11 protein-coding genes and 1 pseudogene are annotated in these 14,179 nt (G+C 57.6%); 6 read left to right on the forward strand and 6 right to left on the reverse strand.

From position 1 onward, the window contains the following. Both ACR0KL_RS05335 and ACR0KL_RS05340 read right to left on the reverse strand, forming a co-directional pair. A pseudogene (locus ACR0KL_RS05335) lies at positions 1 to 223 on the reverse strand (BCCT family transporter); the annotation flags it as partial. A 71-nt stretch (positions 224 to 294) separates the two neighbouring features. Then, on the reverse strand, positions 295 to 1,239 hold the full coding sequence (locus ACR0KL_RS05340; protein WP_480776702.1) for a PDR/VanB family oxidoreductase: 945 nt from the start codon (positions 1,237 to 1,239) through the stop codon (positions 295 to 297). Between the two features lie 256 nt (positions 1,240 to 1,495). Here ACR0KL_RS05340 and ACR0KL_RS05345 point away from each other — a divergent pair, with 256 nt between their 5' ends. From ACR0KL_RS05345 to ACR0KL_RS05365, 5 genes are all read left to right on the forward strand, one after another. Then, complete coding sequence (locus ACR0KL_RS05345; protein ID WP_170679983.1) at positions 1,496 to 2,401, forward strand: LysR substrate-binding domain-containing protein; 906 nt, start codon at positions 1,496 to 1,498, stop codon at positions 2,399 to 2,401. A 104-nt stretch (positions 2,402 to 2,505) separates the two neighbouring features. Next, the gene (locus ACR0KL_RS05350) at positions 2,506 to 3,663 is read left to right on the forward strand and encodes an aromatic ring-hydroxylating oxygenase subunit alpha (protein WP_170679981.1); all 1,158 of its coding nucleotides are present in this window, start codon (positions 2,506 to 2,508) and stop codon (positions 3,661 to 3,663) included. Then, the gene (locus ACR0KL_RS05355; protein WP_170679696.1) at positions 3,660 to 3,995 is read left to right on the forward strand and encodes a hypothetical protein; all 336 of its coding nucleotides are present in this window, start codon (positions 3,660 to 3,662) and stop codon (positions 3,993 to 3,995) included. Before ACR0KL_RS05350 ends, ACR0KL_RS05355 begins: the two co-directional genes overlap by 4 nt. Before the next feature lie 10 nt (positions 3,996 to 4,005). Next, complete coding sequence (locus tag ACR0KL_RS05360; RefSeq protein WP_170463900.1) at positions 4,006 to 4,245, forward strand: hypothetical protein; 240 nt, start codon at positions 4,006 to 4,008, stop codon at positions 4,243 to 4,245. Between the two features lie 194 nt (positions 4,246 to 4,439). Beyond that, positions 4,440 to 6,860 carry an FAD-dependent oxidoreductase gene (locus tag ACR0KL_RS05365; RefSeq protein WP_170679980.1) on the forward strand — a complete coding sequence of 807 codons (2,421 nt, stop codon included), beginning with the start codon at positions 4,440 to 4,442 and terminating at the stop codon, positions 6,858 to 6,860. Positions 6,861 to 7,237: 377 nt separating this feature from the next. On the opposite strand, the gene ACR0KL_RS05370 is transcribed toward ACR0KL_RS05365, so the two are convergent. The 4 genes from ACR0KL_RS05370 to ACR0KL_RS05385 all read right to left on the reverse strand — a co-directional run bounded on the left by ACR0KL_RS05370 (position 7,238) and on the right by ACR0KL_RS05385 (position 12,690). Continuing rightward, positions 7,238 to 9,451, reverse strand: a complete 2,214-nt coding sequence (locus ACR0KL_RS05370; RefSeq protein WP_480776703.1) for an NADP-dependent isocitrate dehydrogenase — start codon at positions 9,449 to 9,451, stop codon at positions 7,238 to 7,240. Positions 9,452 to 9,673: 222 nt separating this feature from the next. Beyond that, on the reverse strand, positions 9,674 to 10,705 hold the full coding sequence (locus tag ACR0KL_RS05375) for a trans-3-hydroxy-L-proline dehydratase (protein ID WP_170679978.1): 1,032 nt from the start codon (positions 10,703 to 10,705) through the stop codon (positions 9,674 to 9,676). 123 nt (positions 10,706 to 10,828) lie between these two features. After that, entirely contained in the window at positions 10,829 to 11,887 is a 1,059-nt protein-coding gene (locus ACR0KL_RS05380; protein ID WP_170472620.1) for a sn-glycerol-3-phosphate ABC transporter ATP-binding protein UgpC, read from the reverse strand. Continuing rightward, positions 11,884 to 12,690: an IclR family transcriptional regulator gene (locus ACR0KL_RS05385; protein WP_170667152.1), complete on the reverse strand. Its 807-nt coding sequence runs from the start codon at positions 12,688 to 12,690 to the stop codon at positions 11,884 to 11,886. The genes ACR0KL_RS05380 and ACR0KL_RS05385 overlap by 4 nt, the downstream gene beginning before the upstream one ends. A gap of 149 nt (positions 12,691 to 12,839) precedes the next feature. Between ACR0KL_RS05385 and ACR0KL_RS05390 the strand changes: the two genes are divergently transcribed. Then, positions 12,840 to 14,099 carry an ABC transporter substrate-binding protein gene (locus ACR0KL_RS05390; protein WP_480776704.1) on the forward strand — a complete coding sequence of 420 codons (1,260 nt, stop codon included), beginning with the start codon at positions 12,840 to 12,842 and terminating at the stop codon, positions 14,097 to 14,099. The last annotated feature ends 80 nt before the right edge of the window (positions 14,100 to 14,179 follow it).

Here is a 14,179-nt window from a genome sequence, read left to right on the forward strand (position 1 = left end):
ACAGACCTACGATGATGACGTAGAAGCTGTTGAAAACCTCCAGAATCTGAGAGTTCCAGCTGCCCAGAGTGCTGTTCGCGTTCGCCGGAAAGATCAGCGCCCAAAGCACTAGCGCAACCATCACGCCTTTACTGATCAGCGCAATCGGAACGCTGTTATTCTCATAAAAACCACTATCCGCGGTCTTAATGTCCAAATCCGTAAACGGTTCTTTAATCGACATCAATTTCCTCCCATTTTTCGTTTCTTGCAGCCGTTGCACCCCGGGCCATCCGGCATGCAACGGCACTGTTCTTAAAGTGCTAGGACCAGACGGTCCGATTTCGCCCTGGAGACACAGGTGCATAGGTAGCTGTTCGAGGCTTGTTCCTCGGGAGTCAGAATGCCGTCCCGGTGGTCCACCTCACCTTCGACGACGTCCACCATGCACGACCCGCACAAACCTTCGGAGCAACCGAAATCCACATGAACCCCGTTGGTTCTGAGGACGTCGAGAATAGTTTCTTCCTTCGACACTTTGAAGACAGCTCCCGTCGACTGGACCTCGACTTCAAAGCTGTCATTGGGCGTGTGTTCAATATCGGATGCAGCTGCAAAACGCTCAAAGTGGATGGCCCCACCGCGCAGAGCGCTGCCTGACTCAAGGACCGCGTTCAGCATCGGTTCCGGACCGCAAGTGTAGACATCAGCGCCCATCGGCATGGATTGCATGACAGCGGTCAAATCGAACTGCCCGTCTGTGTCGTCGCAATGCAGATGGTACCACTCATCCAGACCCAAAGCGCGAAACTTGTCATCCATCGCGGCTAGATCCTTGGATCGGACCAAGTAATAAACCCGGAAATCCTGTCCTCGATTCAGCAGCTCCCGGGCCATTGCGACCATCGGGGTGGCACCAATACCGCCCGCGATAAGGGTCACGTGGCGATCATGGCTTTCCAGTTTGAAATGGTTGCGCGGACCTCCGATGGCGAGTTCGGCGCCCTCTTCCAATGCGTGCATTGCCAACGAGCCACCGCGACCACTATCCTCACGCTTGATGGCGACGTTCAGGGTGCGGCCGTCCTGGCTCCAACTCCAGAGCGAATACTGGCGCACCAGATCGTCGCCAAGGTGGATATCCACGTGCGCGCCGGGTTCAAGTCCGGTGAAACGCCCCTGTTCGATTTCGAAGCAGAAATCCGAAGTGTCCGAGCTGAGTTCAGTTTTTCGGATCAGACGCGCTTTCTGAGTGTTCATCGGGTTACTCATCTTATTTTGCGCCGAAAAGAACCGCAGAGAGGCGGTCGTTGTGTCGGCCTTGGTGTTGACTACTACCTGGCTTGGGTCGGGGCGCGCCTCGGAGGGAGGGCAAAGAACTGCGATACCGGCTTTCGAGAAAGGCGGAACTTCATCGGGCGCAAAACTGCAGAAAAAACGATAGTTTTCAATTGCAATATTTTTCGCACTCAGGTGAAGGTAGCTCAATCTAAAACCTCAGAGCCACGTATCCCCTATGTCGCGACGTCACTACAATCTGCCTCCGCTTGCCTCGCTTTCTGCTTTCGAGGCCGCCGCCCGGCACCTCAGTTTCAAGGTTGCTGCAAGCGAATTGTCCGTCACGCCCGGTGCTGTCAGTCATCAGATCAAAGCATTGGAGACCGAGCTGGCATCCCCTCTTTTCATACGCAAACATCGCGGCGTTGAACTGACAGAGGATGGTGCAGAGCTGCTAGAGGCACTGGGAAGCTCTTTCCTGAAGATCTCAAAAGTTCTTGAGCAGATTCGCAGTGGGGATTCCGACAATCATGTCACCGTGGGGTCCACAACAGCGGTAGCCGCCTTGTGGCTTTCCCCGTCGGTCATTCGGTTTTGGCAGGACTATCCGCACGTAAAAGTGAACCAAATGGCCGAGGACACGTATTTCGCAGATCGTTCTGACGTGGACTTTTTCATTCGATACGGCAAAGACCCGAATGCCTCTCTGCCGCATACCAAGCTGTATCGGGATATCCTGACACCGGTTTGCAGCCCCGAACTGGCGGAAGATCTCAAAGGGGCCAGTCTCCGGGACCTGACAGAACACCGTTTGATTCACCTTGCAACCAAACACAGCAACTGGACCACATGGACGGACTGGTTTCAGGCGTTAGGGTTTAATGAGAGTATTCAGACGCAGGCGCGTGTCAGCAGCTATGCTCTGGCCCTGCAGGTCGCCAGAAAGGGCGCTGGCGTCGCCCTCGGCTGGAAGCGTTTGCTAAAACCCATGCTGGATTCAGGAAAACTTGTGGCTTTAGAGGACTTCAACATACCTGCGCCGCATAATTTCTATCTGGTTGAACGGGAAAACGATAGCCTGTCAGAAGGGGCGCTGGCCTTGAAAGAATGGCTGCTGAATGAGCTTGAGGAGAATTCGGTTTAGCTCCCCTCATCTAGCGGTTAGGATTTTTAGTATTGAATGCAGGGCCTCTGCGCTGCCAATGGGAGCCTAGAAAAACGCCAATTCAAAAGTCTTAGGAGTGACTGATGAACAAGCATGCACCGCTTTCGTCTGTTCTGACCCCGTTAAACACAGCAAAGGGGCTGCCGAACGCGCATTATATCGACCCTGAAGTGTTTGCCGAGGAACGCGACTCGGTCCTGTTTGCGAACTGGTCCGGGATCGGCTTCGGCAAGGACATCCCTGAAGCAGGGGATGCCTATCCCATTGATTTCCTTGGCATGCCCCTGTTGATGGTCCGTGATCGCGACGGTCAGATTGGCGTGTTCCAGAACACCTGCCGCCACCGCGGCATGATCCTAGTCGACAAGCCTCAAAAAATCCGCGGCGCGATCCGTTGCCCCTACCACAGCTGGTGCTACGGCCTGAATGGTGAGCTGCGCACCGCTCCTCATGTCGGCGGCCCCGGTCAGAATACCCACGAAGATCTGGATTTCTCGGAACTGGGTCTGATCCGCATCCGCTCCTACGTCTGGCGCGACGTGATCTTTGTGAACGTCGACGGCAACGCCCCCGAGTTCGAAGAAGTTCACGGCGAGCTGATGGAGCGCTGGAAAGAGTTCGAACAGCCTATGTATCACGGCGGCGCTGGCGCGTCGGTCCGGCTTGAGCTGGATTCGAACTGGAAATTGGCGGTCGAAAACTTCTGCGAAAGCTACCACCTGCCCTGGGTTCACCCAGGTCTGAACAGCTATTCCCGTCTGGAAGACCATTACAACATCAACGAGCTGGGTAAATACTCGGGTCAGGGCACCCTTGTATATCGTCAATTCGAAGGGGAAGACGGCTCGAAACTGGCGGACTTTGATGGCCTGAGCGAAAAGTGGCACGAAGGCGCGGAATACATCGTGGTCTACCCCAACACCCTGCTGGGCGTTCAGCGTGACCACGGTTTTGCCTTCATCATCGACCCAATCAATCATGAGCGGTCGAACGAGCGGATTGAGCTGTACTATGCTCAGAAACCCGAAGACAGCCCCGAACATGAAGGCCTGCGCGCGCAAAACGCGGCGCTTTGGAAAACCGTGTTTGAAGAGGACGTCTTCGTGGTCGAAGGCATGCAGAAAGGCCGCCATGGCATCAAATTTGACGGTGGTCGCTTCTCGCCTGCAATGGACGGCCCCACCCATTGCTTCCACCACTGGGTCGCAACGCAGATCGAAAAGGCACGCGCGGAGGCATGACCACTTTTCTGAACGACGGCTTGGCCAGGAATTTCCTGGCCGGGTCGTGGGTGGAGGGCGACAAGGGCGCCTCCATCGCGGTGGAAGATAACCGTTTCGATCGCCGGTCGTTCGCTCGCTCTGTCTGTGGCCGCTGGAAGCTCGACCTTGCTGGCCGGTGTCAACCCTGCCCGCCACATCACGCAAGAGGTCTTTGCCCCGTCACCTGCTACGCGCCAATCGATACCGAAGAGGATGCCATGGCCAATTGCATCGAATTCGGGGTGGCCGCGAAAAAGGGCTTGAGGCGCTTTACAACTACGTTCGCACTAAAAACATCGCCATTTCGCTAAAGGGATAGCCATGGATCGCGAAGCCTTAGACCGTGAACTGCTAGAGGCACATGCCAATTGCGACCAAGAGGCGCTTGTGCGCCTGTATACGATTGCTGCCGACGAACGAGAGCTGGCCCAGGACATTGATGCCGCCTGTTTCTATCTTACCCACGCTTTCGTTTTTGCACTGGAATCCGGCCACCCAGAGGCAAGCAATCTGAACAAACGGCTGGCTGACTATGGCCGCGCCCACAGACTGGAGTTCTGAGCAATGTCGGCAAAGCATAGGTGAAATAATGCGCGGTACCCGGCGGTGCCCGTATCCCCAAGAAGTGAATGCAGGCTGCATCTCTGGTCAAACAGGGTTCTCAGTTGACGCGTTTAGAACAGTTATGGGTCTGAATCGCCATATTCTTAACGAAAGACCGGTTCTGACATGACACAGCAAATCAGGAAGATGAAATGCGCGAAGAAGCACAGGCGGTAGTTATCGGCGGCGGGGTGATCGGTTGCTCGATCCTCTACCATTTGGCCAAATTGGGATGGTCCGATGTGGTCCTGCTGGAGCGGGATGAGTTGACCTCTGGCTCAACCTGGCATGCGGCAGCCAACATTCACGGTCTGCATGACAGCACCAATATCAGCCGCATCCAGCACTATACGATGAACCTGTATAACTCGCTGGAGGAAGAAACCGGCCAAAGTTGCGGTGTCTTCCAGCCCGGCTCGCTCTATCTGGCTCAGACAGAAGAGCGGGAACACCAGCTGAAGCTGCAGGCCGCAAAGGCCAAGCTCTATGGCATGAATTTCTATGAGATTAGCATTGAAGAGGCGCAAAAGCTGAACCCGCTGGTCAATTACGAAGGCATCCGTTGCGTGATGTTCGAACCAGATGGCGGCAATGTTGATCCGTCGGGCGTGACCAACGCCTATGCGGTCGGTGCCCGCCAGCGTGGGGCCGAGATCCATCGTTTCACCCCTGTCACCGCGACTGAGCAGCAGGAAGACGGCACTTGGATCGTGAAGACCCCCAAAGGTGACATCAAAACGCCTTGGGTCGTGAACGCAGCGGGCCTCTGGGGTCGCGAGGTGGCCAAGCTGGCTGGGATCGAGTTGCCGCTGCAGCCCACCGAACACCAGTATTTCGTGACCGAGGCGATGTCTGACGTCGAAAGCCACGGCACCCGCCTGCCCTCTGTCTCGGACCGCGATGGCGAGTATTACCTGCGTCAGGAAGGTAACGGCTTGTTGGTCGGCGCTTATGAAAAGGACATGAAATTCTGGGCCGAGGAAGGCACACCTCTGGATTTCGCCCATGACCTGTTCCCAGACGATCTGGAGCGGATTGAAGAGAACATGATGAACGCGATCGAACGTCTGCCCGCTGTGGCTGAGGCCGGGATCAAGCGCGTTATCAACGGCCCGATGATCTGGTCTCCAGACTCTAACGTGCTGATGGGACCAGTACCCGAGGTGGATGGTTATTTCTGCTGCAACGGCATTATCCCCGGCTTCTCGCAGTCGGGCGGCATGGGCCTGATGGCGGCGCAGTGGATCATCGAAGGGGAAACCCAATACGATATGTTCGCATGGGACATGGCGCGCTTTGACACCTGGGCCACCAAGGAATTCACCAAGGCCAAGGTGCAGGACCAATACGCGCACCGTTTCGCCATTCACTTCCCGAACGAAGAACGCAGCGCAGGCCGCCCCGCCCGCGTGCGCCCCATCTACGAGACGCAGAAAGCCATGGGCGCTGTCTTTGGCCTGAACGTCGGTTGGGAACACCCGCTGTGGTTCGCTGATGAGCCGGGTGTCGTGGATACAAACGGCTTCACTCGTCAAAACTGGTGGGCCCCGGTTGGTGAAGAATGCAAAATGCTGCGCGAGCGTGCGGGGATCATCGACATCTCGAACTTTGCCAAATACATCTGCAAAGGCCCCGGCGCTGCGGATTGGTTGAATGCGGTCTTCGCCAACAACATGCCCAAGGCGATCGGCCGGTCGTGTCTAACGCCGCTGATCTCAAAACGCGGTGGCATTGCCGGGGACTTCACCGTCACCCGTGTGGCCGAGGATGAGTTCTGGGTCATTGGATCGGGTATGGCGGAACGCTATCACAAGCGCTTCTTCAAGCAGGTCCCCCTGCCCGAAGGCACCACATTTGAAAGCCACACCGAGGCCATGTGTGGCTTCAACGTGGCTGGTCCGCAATCGCGCGAGATCCTGCAGCGGCTGACCAACACGTCGCTGGCGAATGAGGACTTCCCCTTCATGCGCTCAGCCAAGATTGAGCTGGCAGGCGTTGAGCTTCTGGCCCTCCGTGTCTCCTTCACCGGTGATCTGGGGTGGGAGCTGCACTGCAAGACCGAAGATCAGGCGCGCCTCTACGATGCTCTGCTTGAGGCAGGCAAAGAATTCGGCGCAGGACCAGTTGGCAGCCGTGCCCTGATGTCGATGCGTGTTGAAAAGGGTTATGGCTCCTGGAGCCGCGAATACAGTCCCGAATACTGGCCGCATGAGGTGGGTCTGGACCGCCTGTGCAAGTTCGAGAAGGATTTCCTCAACAAAGACGCCGCGCAGAAAGTGCTGGAAAACCCTGCGCGTGAACAGTTGGTCTTGCTGCGTCTGGATGAGGCCGACGTGACGGCCTCCAACGCGGACGCCACTGGCGGTGAGCCGATCTTCAAGGACGGCGAAGGCATCGGTCGCGTCACCTCGGGCACCTATGGCTATACCGTCGGTATGTCGCTGGCTTTGGGTTATGTCAAAAACGCCCAACCCGGAGACGAGGTTGAAGTGATGGTTCTGGGCCAACCCCACAAAGCCACTATCCTGCACGAGCCGCCCTTTGACGCGGCGGGCAAAGTCCTTCGGGGCTAAACGTCGAACAATCATGTTTAAGCCAGTCCTTCTCTGGGCTGGCTTTTTCATTTCTGCATCAAAGTCGCGTGGCACTGCAAAGGCGCGTTCGACCCAGCTACGCTCAAGCAGACTTCAGACAAACAAATGGCCAGCACCCCAAATGCTGGCCATTTTTTGAGTGAGTGATAGGCCCGAAGGCCTCACCGGTGAATCTCTTGTCTTGGACAAGTTATCAAGCGGGGACGGATCAGTGTATTGGGGGAATCCCGTAGATCATGCAGTTTTAGTCATGTCTTGCGGGCAAAGCTTCGCAACAGTTTGAAGCGAAAGGAAAAACTGGTCGGGTTTCCGCACCAGTGGGAAAGACCCGCGCCACTAGGGCGCGGGTCGTTTTCTTAGCCGATGATGGCGTTCAGCGTCGCACTCGGACGCATCACAGCCGCCGTTTTGGCGGGATCGGTGTGGTAGTACCCACCCAGATCGGCAGCCCCACCTTGGGCCGCGGCAAGCTCACCCAAAATCTGCTCTTCCTTGTCGGCCAGAGCAGTTGCAAGCGGGGCAAATTCAGCTGCCAATTCCGCATCATCCGACTGCGCGGCCAGCGCTTCGGCCCAATAGCGCGCGAACCAGTAGTGGCTGTCACGGTTGTCCGGCTGACCAACCTTCCGGCTGGGGGACCGGTTGTTGTCCAGAATGCCCTGCGTTGCCGCCTCCGCCGCCGCACCCAGAACACCCGCCTTGGTGTTGCCCTTGCTGTCGGCGAGGAAGTTCAGGGATTCACCCAGCGCACAGAACTCACCCATCGAATCCCAACGCAAGTGGTTTTCTTCGACCAGCTGCTGCACATGCTTCGGAGCGGACCCACCTGCACCGGTCTCGAACAGACCACCGCCGTTCATCAGTTTGACGATCGACAGCATCTTGGCCGAGGTGCCCAGTTCGAGGATCGGGAACAAGTCAGTCAGATAATCGCGCAGCACGTTGCCGGTGATGGCGATGCTGTCATTTCCGGCGGTGATGGTCTCCAGCGACTGACGCGTCGCCTCACGCGGGGCCATGATCAAGAATTTATCTGCAACACCAGCCGCTTCCAGCGCGGGCTTAACATATTGGATCAACTCGGCGTCATGGGCACGGTTTGCGTCGAGCCAGAAGATCGCCTCGGACCTGGTCAGGCGCTGACGGTCCATCGCCAGTTGGATCCAGTTCTCGATGGGCGCTTTTTTCACTGTGCAGGCCCGCCAGATGTCTCCGGCCTCGACCTCATGCGAATGCAGAGTTTCACCATTGGCAAGAACGACACGGATTGTGCCATCCGCAGGTGCCTGGAACGTGGTCGGGTGCGAGCCGTACTCTTCGGCCTTTTGAGCCATCAGGCCGACGTTGGCCACCGCGCCGGCAGTGGCCGGGTTCAGCGCACCATTGGCTTTAAAGAAGTTGATGGATTCGTCATAGACCGACGCGTAGCAACGGTCAGGGATAACACAGTTGGTGTCGCCTTTGGCTCCGGTTTCATCCCAGCCTTTGCCGCCTGCGCGGATAACGGCGGGCATCGAGGCGTCGATGATCACATCGGACGGGACGTGCAGGTTGGTAATGCCACGGTCCGAGTCGACCATATACATGGACGGACGGTCACCCTTGAGGGCGTCGATGGCGGCCACGATGTCAGCATTGTCCTTCACGCGGTCCAGCAGATCCCCAAGACCCGAGTTCGGGTTAACACCCAAGGCCTCAAGCTCTGCGCCAAATTTCTCGAACACCGGAGCCAGCCACGCGCGAACGGCATAGCCGAAGATGATCGGGTCGCTGACCTTCATCATCGTCGCCTTCATGTGCAGCGAGAACATGGTGCCATCTTTCTTGGTGTCCTCAATGGCATCTGCTAGGAAGGACGACAGCGCTTTGACCGACATAAAGGTCGCATCGGCAACGGTTCCCTCTTCCAGCGGCCAGCCGTCTTTCAGCACGGTCACGCTGCCATCTTTGCCGACAAATTCGATCTTCGCGTCACCGGCTTGCGCTGCGGTGATCGTCGCCGATTTCTCATTGGCGTAGAAATCGTTGCCAGACATTGAGGACACTTTGGTCTTGCTGTCCGACACCCATTCCCCCATCGAATGAGGGTTCTTCTGGGCGTAGTTCTTCACCGCCCGCGCCGCACGGCGGTCACTGTTGCCTTCGCGCAGAACCGGGTTCACCGCCGAGCCTTTGATCGCGTCATAGCGCGCGCGGATCGCCTTTTCTTCGTCACTCGAAGGCTCTTCGGGGTAGTTGGGGATGTCGTAGCCCTGCGACTGCAGCTCTTCGATCGCGGCGACAAGCTGAGGAACCGAGGCCGAAATGTTTGGCAGTTTGATCACGTTGGCGTCGGGCGTTTTTACCAGATCGCCCAATGCGGCAAGATCATCGGTGATGCGCTGCGCGTCGGTCAGCTTCTCTGGGAACGTCGAAATGATACGGCCTGCAAGCGAAATATCCTTAGTGCCAACGCTGACACCCGCCGCCGAGGCGAATTTGCGAATGATGGGCAGAAATGAGGCGCTGGCCAGCTCAGGCGCTTCGTCTACAATGGTATACAATATGTCGAAGTTCGATTTATCTGCCATATTCTTTCACCTTTTTTAAGCCTTTAAGGGGCAATCGCTGCAAGAGTTTGGGCCGCTTCATTGCGGCGCGGGAGGGGCGCTAATGACATAACACCCCTGAGTGACTCTGATTTGACAGGGCTTCCCTTAAATCAGGTTTGCGTTGGGATCAATCGTCTACTGGGGGCGCAAATTGCCACGGTTGGGGAAAAACACGCCGATGGGCCTGTGATTTCGCGCCCTTCAGCGCCCAACGCCCCAGGTATCACTTAGCCGATATCCGCCAGGCCATGGGTCATCCGGGTCCAGCATGTGCTGATGAACGCCGGTGATCCAGCCTCGGCCGCTGATCTCGGGGATGATGGCCGCGCGGTCCCCGACCTTGGTTTCCTCGACAATCCGGCCGGTAAAACGCGATCCGATGATAGAAACGGCCTCGAAAGATTGACCAACCTTCATCTGGCCCTTCGCGGCCATAAGGGCCATGCGCGCCGAGACCGCCGTTCCGGTTGGCGAGCGGTCAACTTTGCCGGGCTGGATCGCAACGGCGGATTTGCCTGTGAGTCCGGTTTCGGTTGTCTTCAAAGGCCCACAAAAAGCACAGAAAGAGATATGGTTCCAAGCCGCGTTTTGCGGATGGGTAAAGCCAAGCTGATCATTGGCGGCATTGGTGATGGCAACGCCCAAACGGGCGATATCGCGGGCCTCGGCCTCCACAATTTCCAACCCCCTAGCATCCGCATCGACCACCACGAAACTATCGCCTCCATAGGCCGTATCCACGGCAAGGGTGCCCACACCCGGCACTTCCAGGGGGACCGCGATCTTGTCGGCAAAGCTTGGCAGGTTTTGCACATGGATACGCTGGGCCTTACCATCCCCACACTCTGCCCGGACCCGTACCAAACCGCCGGGAGCCTCGAGTGTCATACGCGTTTCCGGCTCTTGCATGGGGATGATGCCGCTGTCCAAAAGAACAGTGGAGACACAGATCGAGTTTGACCCCGACATGGGCGGCGTGTCCTCCGGCTCCATGATGATGAACGCCGCATCCGCCTGCGGATGTTTCGGAGGGACTAGCAGGTTGACGTGGCGAAAGACGCCGCCTCGGGGTTCATTCAGCACGAAATTGCGCAAGTTCTGATCCTGCGCAATGAATGTGCGTTGATCCCACAGGGTTTCTCCGGGTGGTGGTTGCACGCCACCGACGATGACGTCGCCCACCTCGCCTTCCGCATGGGCCGAGATCACGTGGACGGTTTTGACGCTGCGCATGGGGCCTCTCTACTCGAAATGAGTCGGGCCGACTGGCCTCGTGTGGGCCAGTTCAGAGGACGACCCCGTTTCGGTCAAGCCTAAACCTGCGCTCAAAACACACCGGTTGAACTTGAATCGATGCTACCTAAACCGAACGCCAGTCTCAGGGTCGAACACCATGGCACGTTCGGGTTGGACCGTGATCCCGATCTTCTCGCCTGTCGTGCTGCGTTGGTCATCCCGTTCTTCAACGATCAGCTTGTCGCCATTCGGGGTCAGAAGATAGGAATAGGACACGCCCCCAAGCGCCTCGGTCAAATCAACGGTGCAGGTGTCGGCACTGCGGTCGATCTGGATGTGTTCGGGCCGCATGCCAAGGGTCACCTTGTTTACCCCAGCCGGAACTTGGGCCGATACCGGCAACGGTTGACCAAGGGCCGGATGCGTGACGTGGCCGTCTGCATAGTCGCATTCGAGAAAGTTCATCGCTGGCGAGCCGATGAAGCCCGCCACAAAGCGGTTGTCCGGATCGCGGTACAGGTCCATTGGCGCGCCCACCTGCTCGATCCGGCCATCGCGTAGCACGACAATTTTGTCGGCCATTGTCATCGCTTCGACCTGATCGTGGGTCACATAGATCATGGTGGCGCCGATCTCTTGATGCAGGCGTGCGATTTCGACCCGCATCTCAACCCGAAGCTCGGCATCTAGGTTGGAAAGCGGTTCATCGAACAGGAACACCTCGGGACCGCGCACAATCGCACGCCCGATGGCGACTCGCTGGCGTTGACCACCAGACAGGGCCTTGGGCTTGCGTTTCAAATATTGATCCAGTTTAAGAATGCCGGAGGCGTCCTGAACCTTCTGGTCGATCTCTGCCTTGGGAACGCCATTCATGCGCAGGCCAAAACCCATATTCTCGGCGACCGTCATATGCGGGTACAAAGCGTAGGTCTGGAACACCATCGCCACGCCGCGTTTTGCAGGATCCATGTGGGTCACTTCGCGCGCGCCAATATGAATTTGGCCTTCCGAGGTTTCCTCGAGACCCGCGATCATCCGCAGTAGGGTGGACTTACCGCAGCCCGAGGGGCCGACGAATACACAGAATTCACCATCTTCGATTTCCAGATCAATCCCGTGGATCACCTGAGTCTGGCCGTAGCGTTTGATCGCCTGATTGAGCGTTACACCTGTCATGTCGATTGCATCCTGTTGTTCTGTCCATTCGGGCGGGTTTCAGGGAACCGCCAAGCCTGCGCCTCGGTCGCGATCTGGTCGGCAACGCGCCGCACCCGAGGGACCCAGGCCTCTAGTTGATTGAAATCCATCCGCCCGGTTGAACCGGTTACCGAAATCGCGCCCAAAACGCGCCCGCCCGAGGTCAGAACCGGACAGGCAACGCAGATAATACCGGGTTCATGCTCTTCGTCGTCGATCGCGTAGCCTCGGCTGCGAATCAGTTCCAGATCCGCCCGCAACGCCGCCTCCGAGGTCAGCGTCTTGTCCGTGAAACGGTGATAGCTTTGCTGGGATACGGCGCGATCTAATGCGGGCCCATCCAGAAACGCCATCATCGCTTTTCCGACGCCGGTGCAATAGGCCGGGCCGACCTTGCCGGCCTGCGAATACATCTCGACAGGCTGCGCCGCGTTGCGTTTGTCGACATACAGCACCTGATTGGAGTCCAGCTGCGCCAAATGCACCGTTTCACCTGTCTCGGAGCTGAGTGTATCCAGAAACGGCCGCGCGATAGGGGCCAGAGAGCTTTGCGTCCACGCCGTATGCGCCAGACGGACCAGCCGCAGGCCCGGCGAATAGGTCTGGCGGTCTGGCTCATAGGCCAGCATGCCCTGATTGGTCAGCGATTGCAGAAAGCGATAGAGCGTTGCTTTGGGAAAGCTGCTGCTCTCCAGCAGTTCGGCAAACCGCACCGGGCGCTCGAACGAGGCCACGTGCTCCAGCACATCACATGCTTTGCCTATTGTTCCGTCACCAGCCACGGGTGTGTGTTCTCCTCCGTTTGACCCCCGTTCAGCCACGGTGTTTGCACGAGGGTCTTGACAAGACTAGCCGAGTCGATGTGTAGTTTTCAATATATAAAACACGGTTTCACTATTTGGAACTAAAATGGAAGCTAAGGGAGGACACCATGCATTCCATGTTCAAGCGCACCGCTGCCGCACTGGCGGCGAGTGTGGCACTAGCTGCACCCGTTGCCGCCGAACTGACCGGCGAACTGCGCATCTTTCTTGACACCTCGAACCCGGCGCCGCGTGCGACGATGGAAGCGATGATCGAACAGTTTCAGGCTCAGCACCCGGATCTGGCCATCGAAACCACAGTGATCGACCGCGAGGCGTATAAGACGCAGATCCGCAACTTCCTGACGGCTGACACGCCGGACGTTGCTACATGGTATGCCGCAAACCGCATGAAGCCTTATGTTGAGGCGGGTCTGTTCGAAGACGTTTCGGACCTGTGGGCCGAGCCGGAGATCGCCGAGAATCTGGCCTCGACCAAAGGTGCAATGACCCTTGATGGCAAGCAGTGGGGCGTGCCCTATACCTACTATCAGTGGGGCGTTTACTACCGCAAAGACATCTTTGATGAGCTTGGCCTGACCGAGCCGACCACCTGGGAAGAAGAGCTCGCGAACTGCGAGAAGATCGTCGCCTCGGGCCGCGCCTGCTATACCATCGGGACCAAGTTCCTGTGGACCGCCGGTGGCTGGTTCGACTATCTGAACATGCGCACCAACGGGTTCGACTTCCACAACCAGCTCGCCAATGGCGAAATCAGCTGGGAAGACGATCGCGTCAAGCAGACCTTCGCCAACTGGAAGCAGCTGGTCGACATGGGTGCCTTCATCGACAACCACCAGACCTATAGCTGGCAGGAAGCCCTGCCCTTCATGGTGAACGGAGACGCCGCCGCCTATCTGATGGGCAACTTCGCTGTTGCACCTCTGCGCGAAGCGGGTCTGAGCGACGATCAGCTGGACTTCTACCAGTTCGTCGCGATCAACCCCGATGTTGAACTGGCCGAGGATGCGCCGACCGATACGTTCCACATCCCGGCCAACGCGTCGAACAAGGAAGCCGCGCGTGAGTTCCTGCGCTTCGTCGTGTCTCCGGACGTTCAGACCGAAATCAACAACGGTTCCAACCTGGGCCAGCTTCCGGTCAACGCGCAATCCTCGGTGGATGACGACAAGTTCCTGCAGCAAGGGTTCGCCATGCTGTCCTCGAACAGCCCCGGTGGTGTCGCACAGTTCTGGGATCGTGACGCACCAGCTGAAATGGCCAAGGTCTCGATGGAAGGCTTCCAGGAATTCATGGTCAAGCCCGACAATCTGGACAAGATTCTAGCCAAACTGGAACGCGCTCGTAGCCGTATCTACAACAACTGATCTGGCAGGGGCCGGGTGAAAACCCGGCCTACGCCTTCCTCAATTGCAAGGCGAGCTGAAGCTCGCCTTCGCCCCCAGAT

The sequence above is a fragment of the Ruegeria sp. C8 genome, from assembly GCF_056537565.1.

Excerpts from the sequence above, each read along its gene's own strand:
- ACR0KL_RS05355 (WP_170679696.1), top strand. The coding sequence starts at position 3,660 with ATGACCACTTTTCTGAACGACGGCTTGGCCAGGAATTTCCTGGCCGGG.
- ACR0KL_RS05350 (WP_170679981.1), top strand. The coding sequence starts at position 2,506 with ATGAACAAGCATGCACCGCTTTCGTCTGTTCTGACCCCGTTAAACACA.
- ACR0KL_RS05375 (WP_170679978.1), bottom strand. The coding sequence starts at position 10,705 with ATGCGCAGCGTCAAAACCGTCCACGTGATCTCGGCCCATGCGGAAGGC.
- ACR0KL_RS05390 (WP_480776704.1), top strand. The coding sequence starts at position 12,840 with ATGCATTCCATGTTCAAGCGCACCGCTGCCGCACTGGCGGCGAGTGTG.
- ACR0KL_RS05345 (WP_170679983.1), top strand. The coding sequence starts at position 1,496 with ATGTCGCGACGTCACTACAATCTGCCTCCGCTTGCCTCGCTTTCTGCT.
- ACR0KL_RS05370 (WP_480776703.1), bottom strand. The coding sequence starts at position 9,451 with ATGGCAGATAAATCGAACTTCGACATATTGTATACCATTGTAGACGAA.
- ACR0KL_RS05365 (WP_170679980.1), top strand. The coding sequence starts at position 4,440 with ATGCGCGAAGAAGCACAGGCGGTAGTTATCGGCGGCGGGGTGATCGGT.
- ACR0KL_RS05340 (WP_480776702.1), bottom strand. The coding sequence starts at position 1,239 with ATGAACACTCAGAAAGCGCGTCTGATCCGAAAAACTGAACTCAGCTCG.
- ACR0KL_RS05360 (WP_170463900.1), top strand. The coding sequence starts at position 4,006 with ATGGATCGCGAAGCCTTAGACCGTGAACTGCTAGAGGCACATGCCAAT.
- ACR0KL_RS05380 (WP_170472620.1), bottom strand. The coding sequence starts at position 11,887 with ATGACAGGTGTAACGCTCAATCAGGCGATCAAACGCTACGGCCAGACT.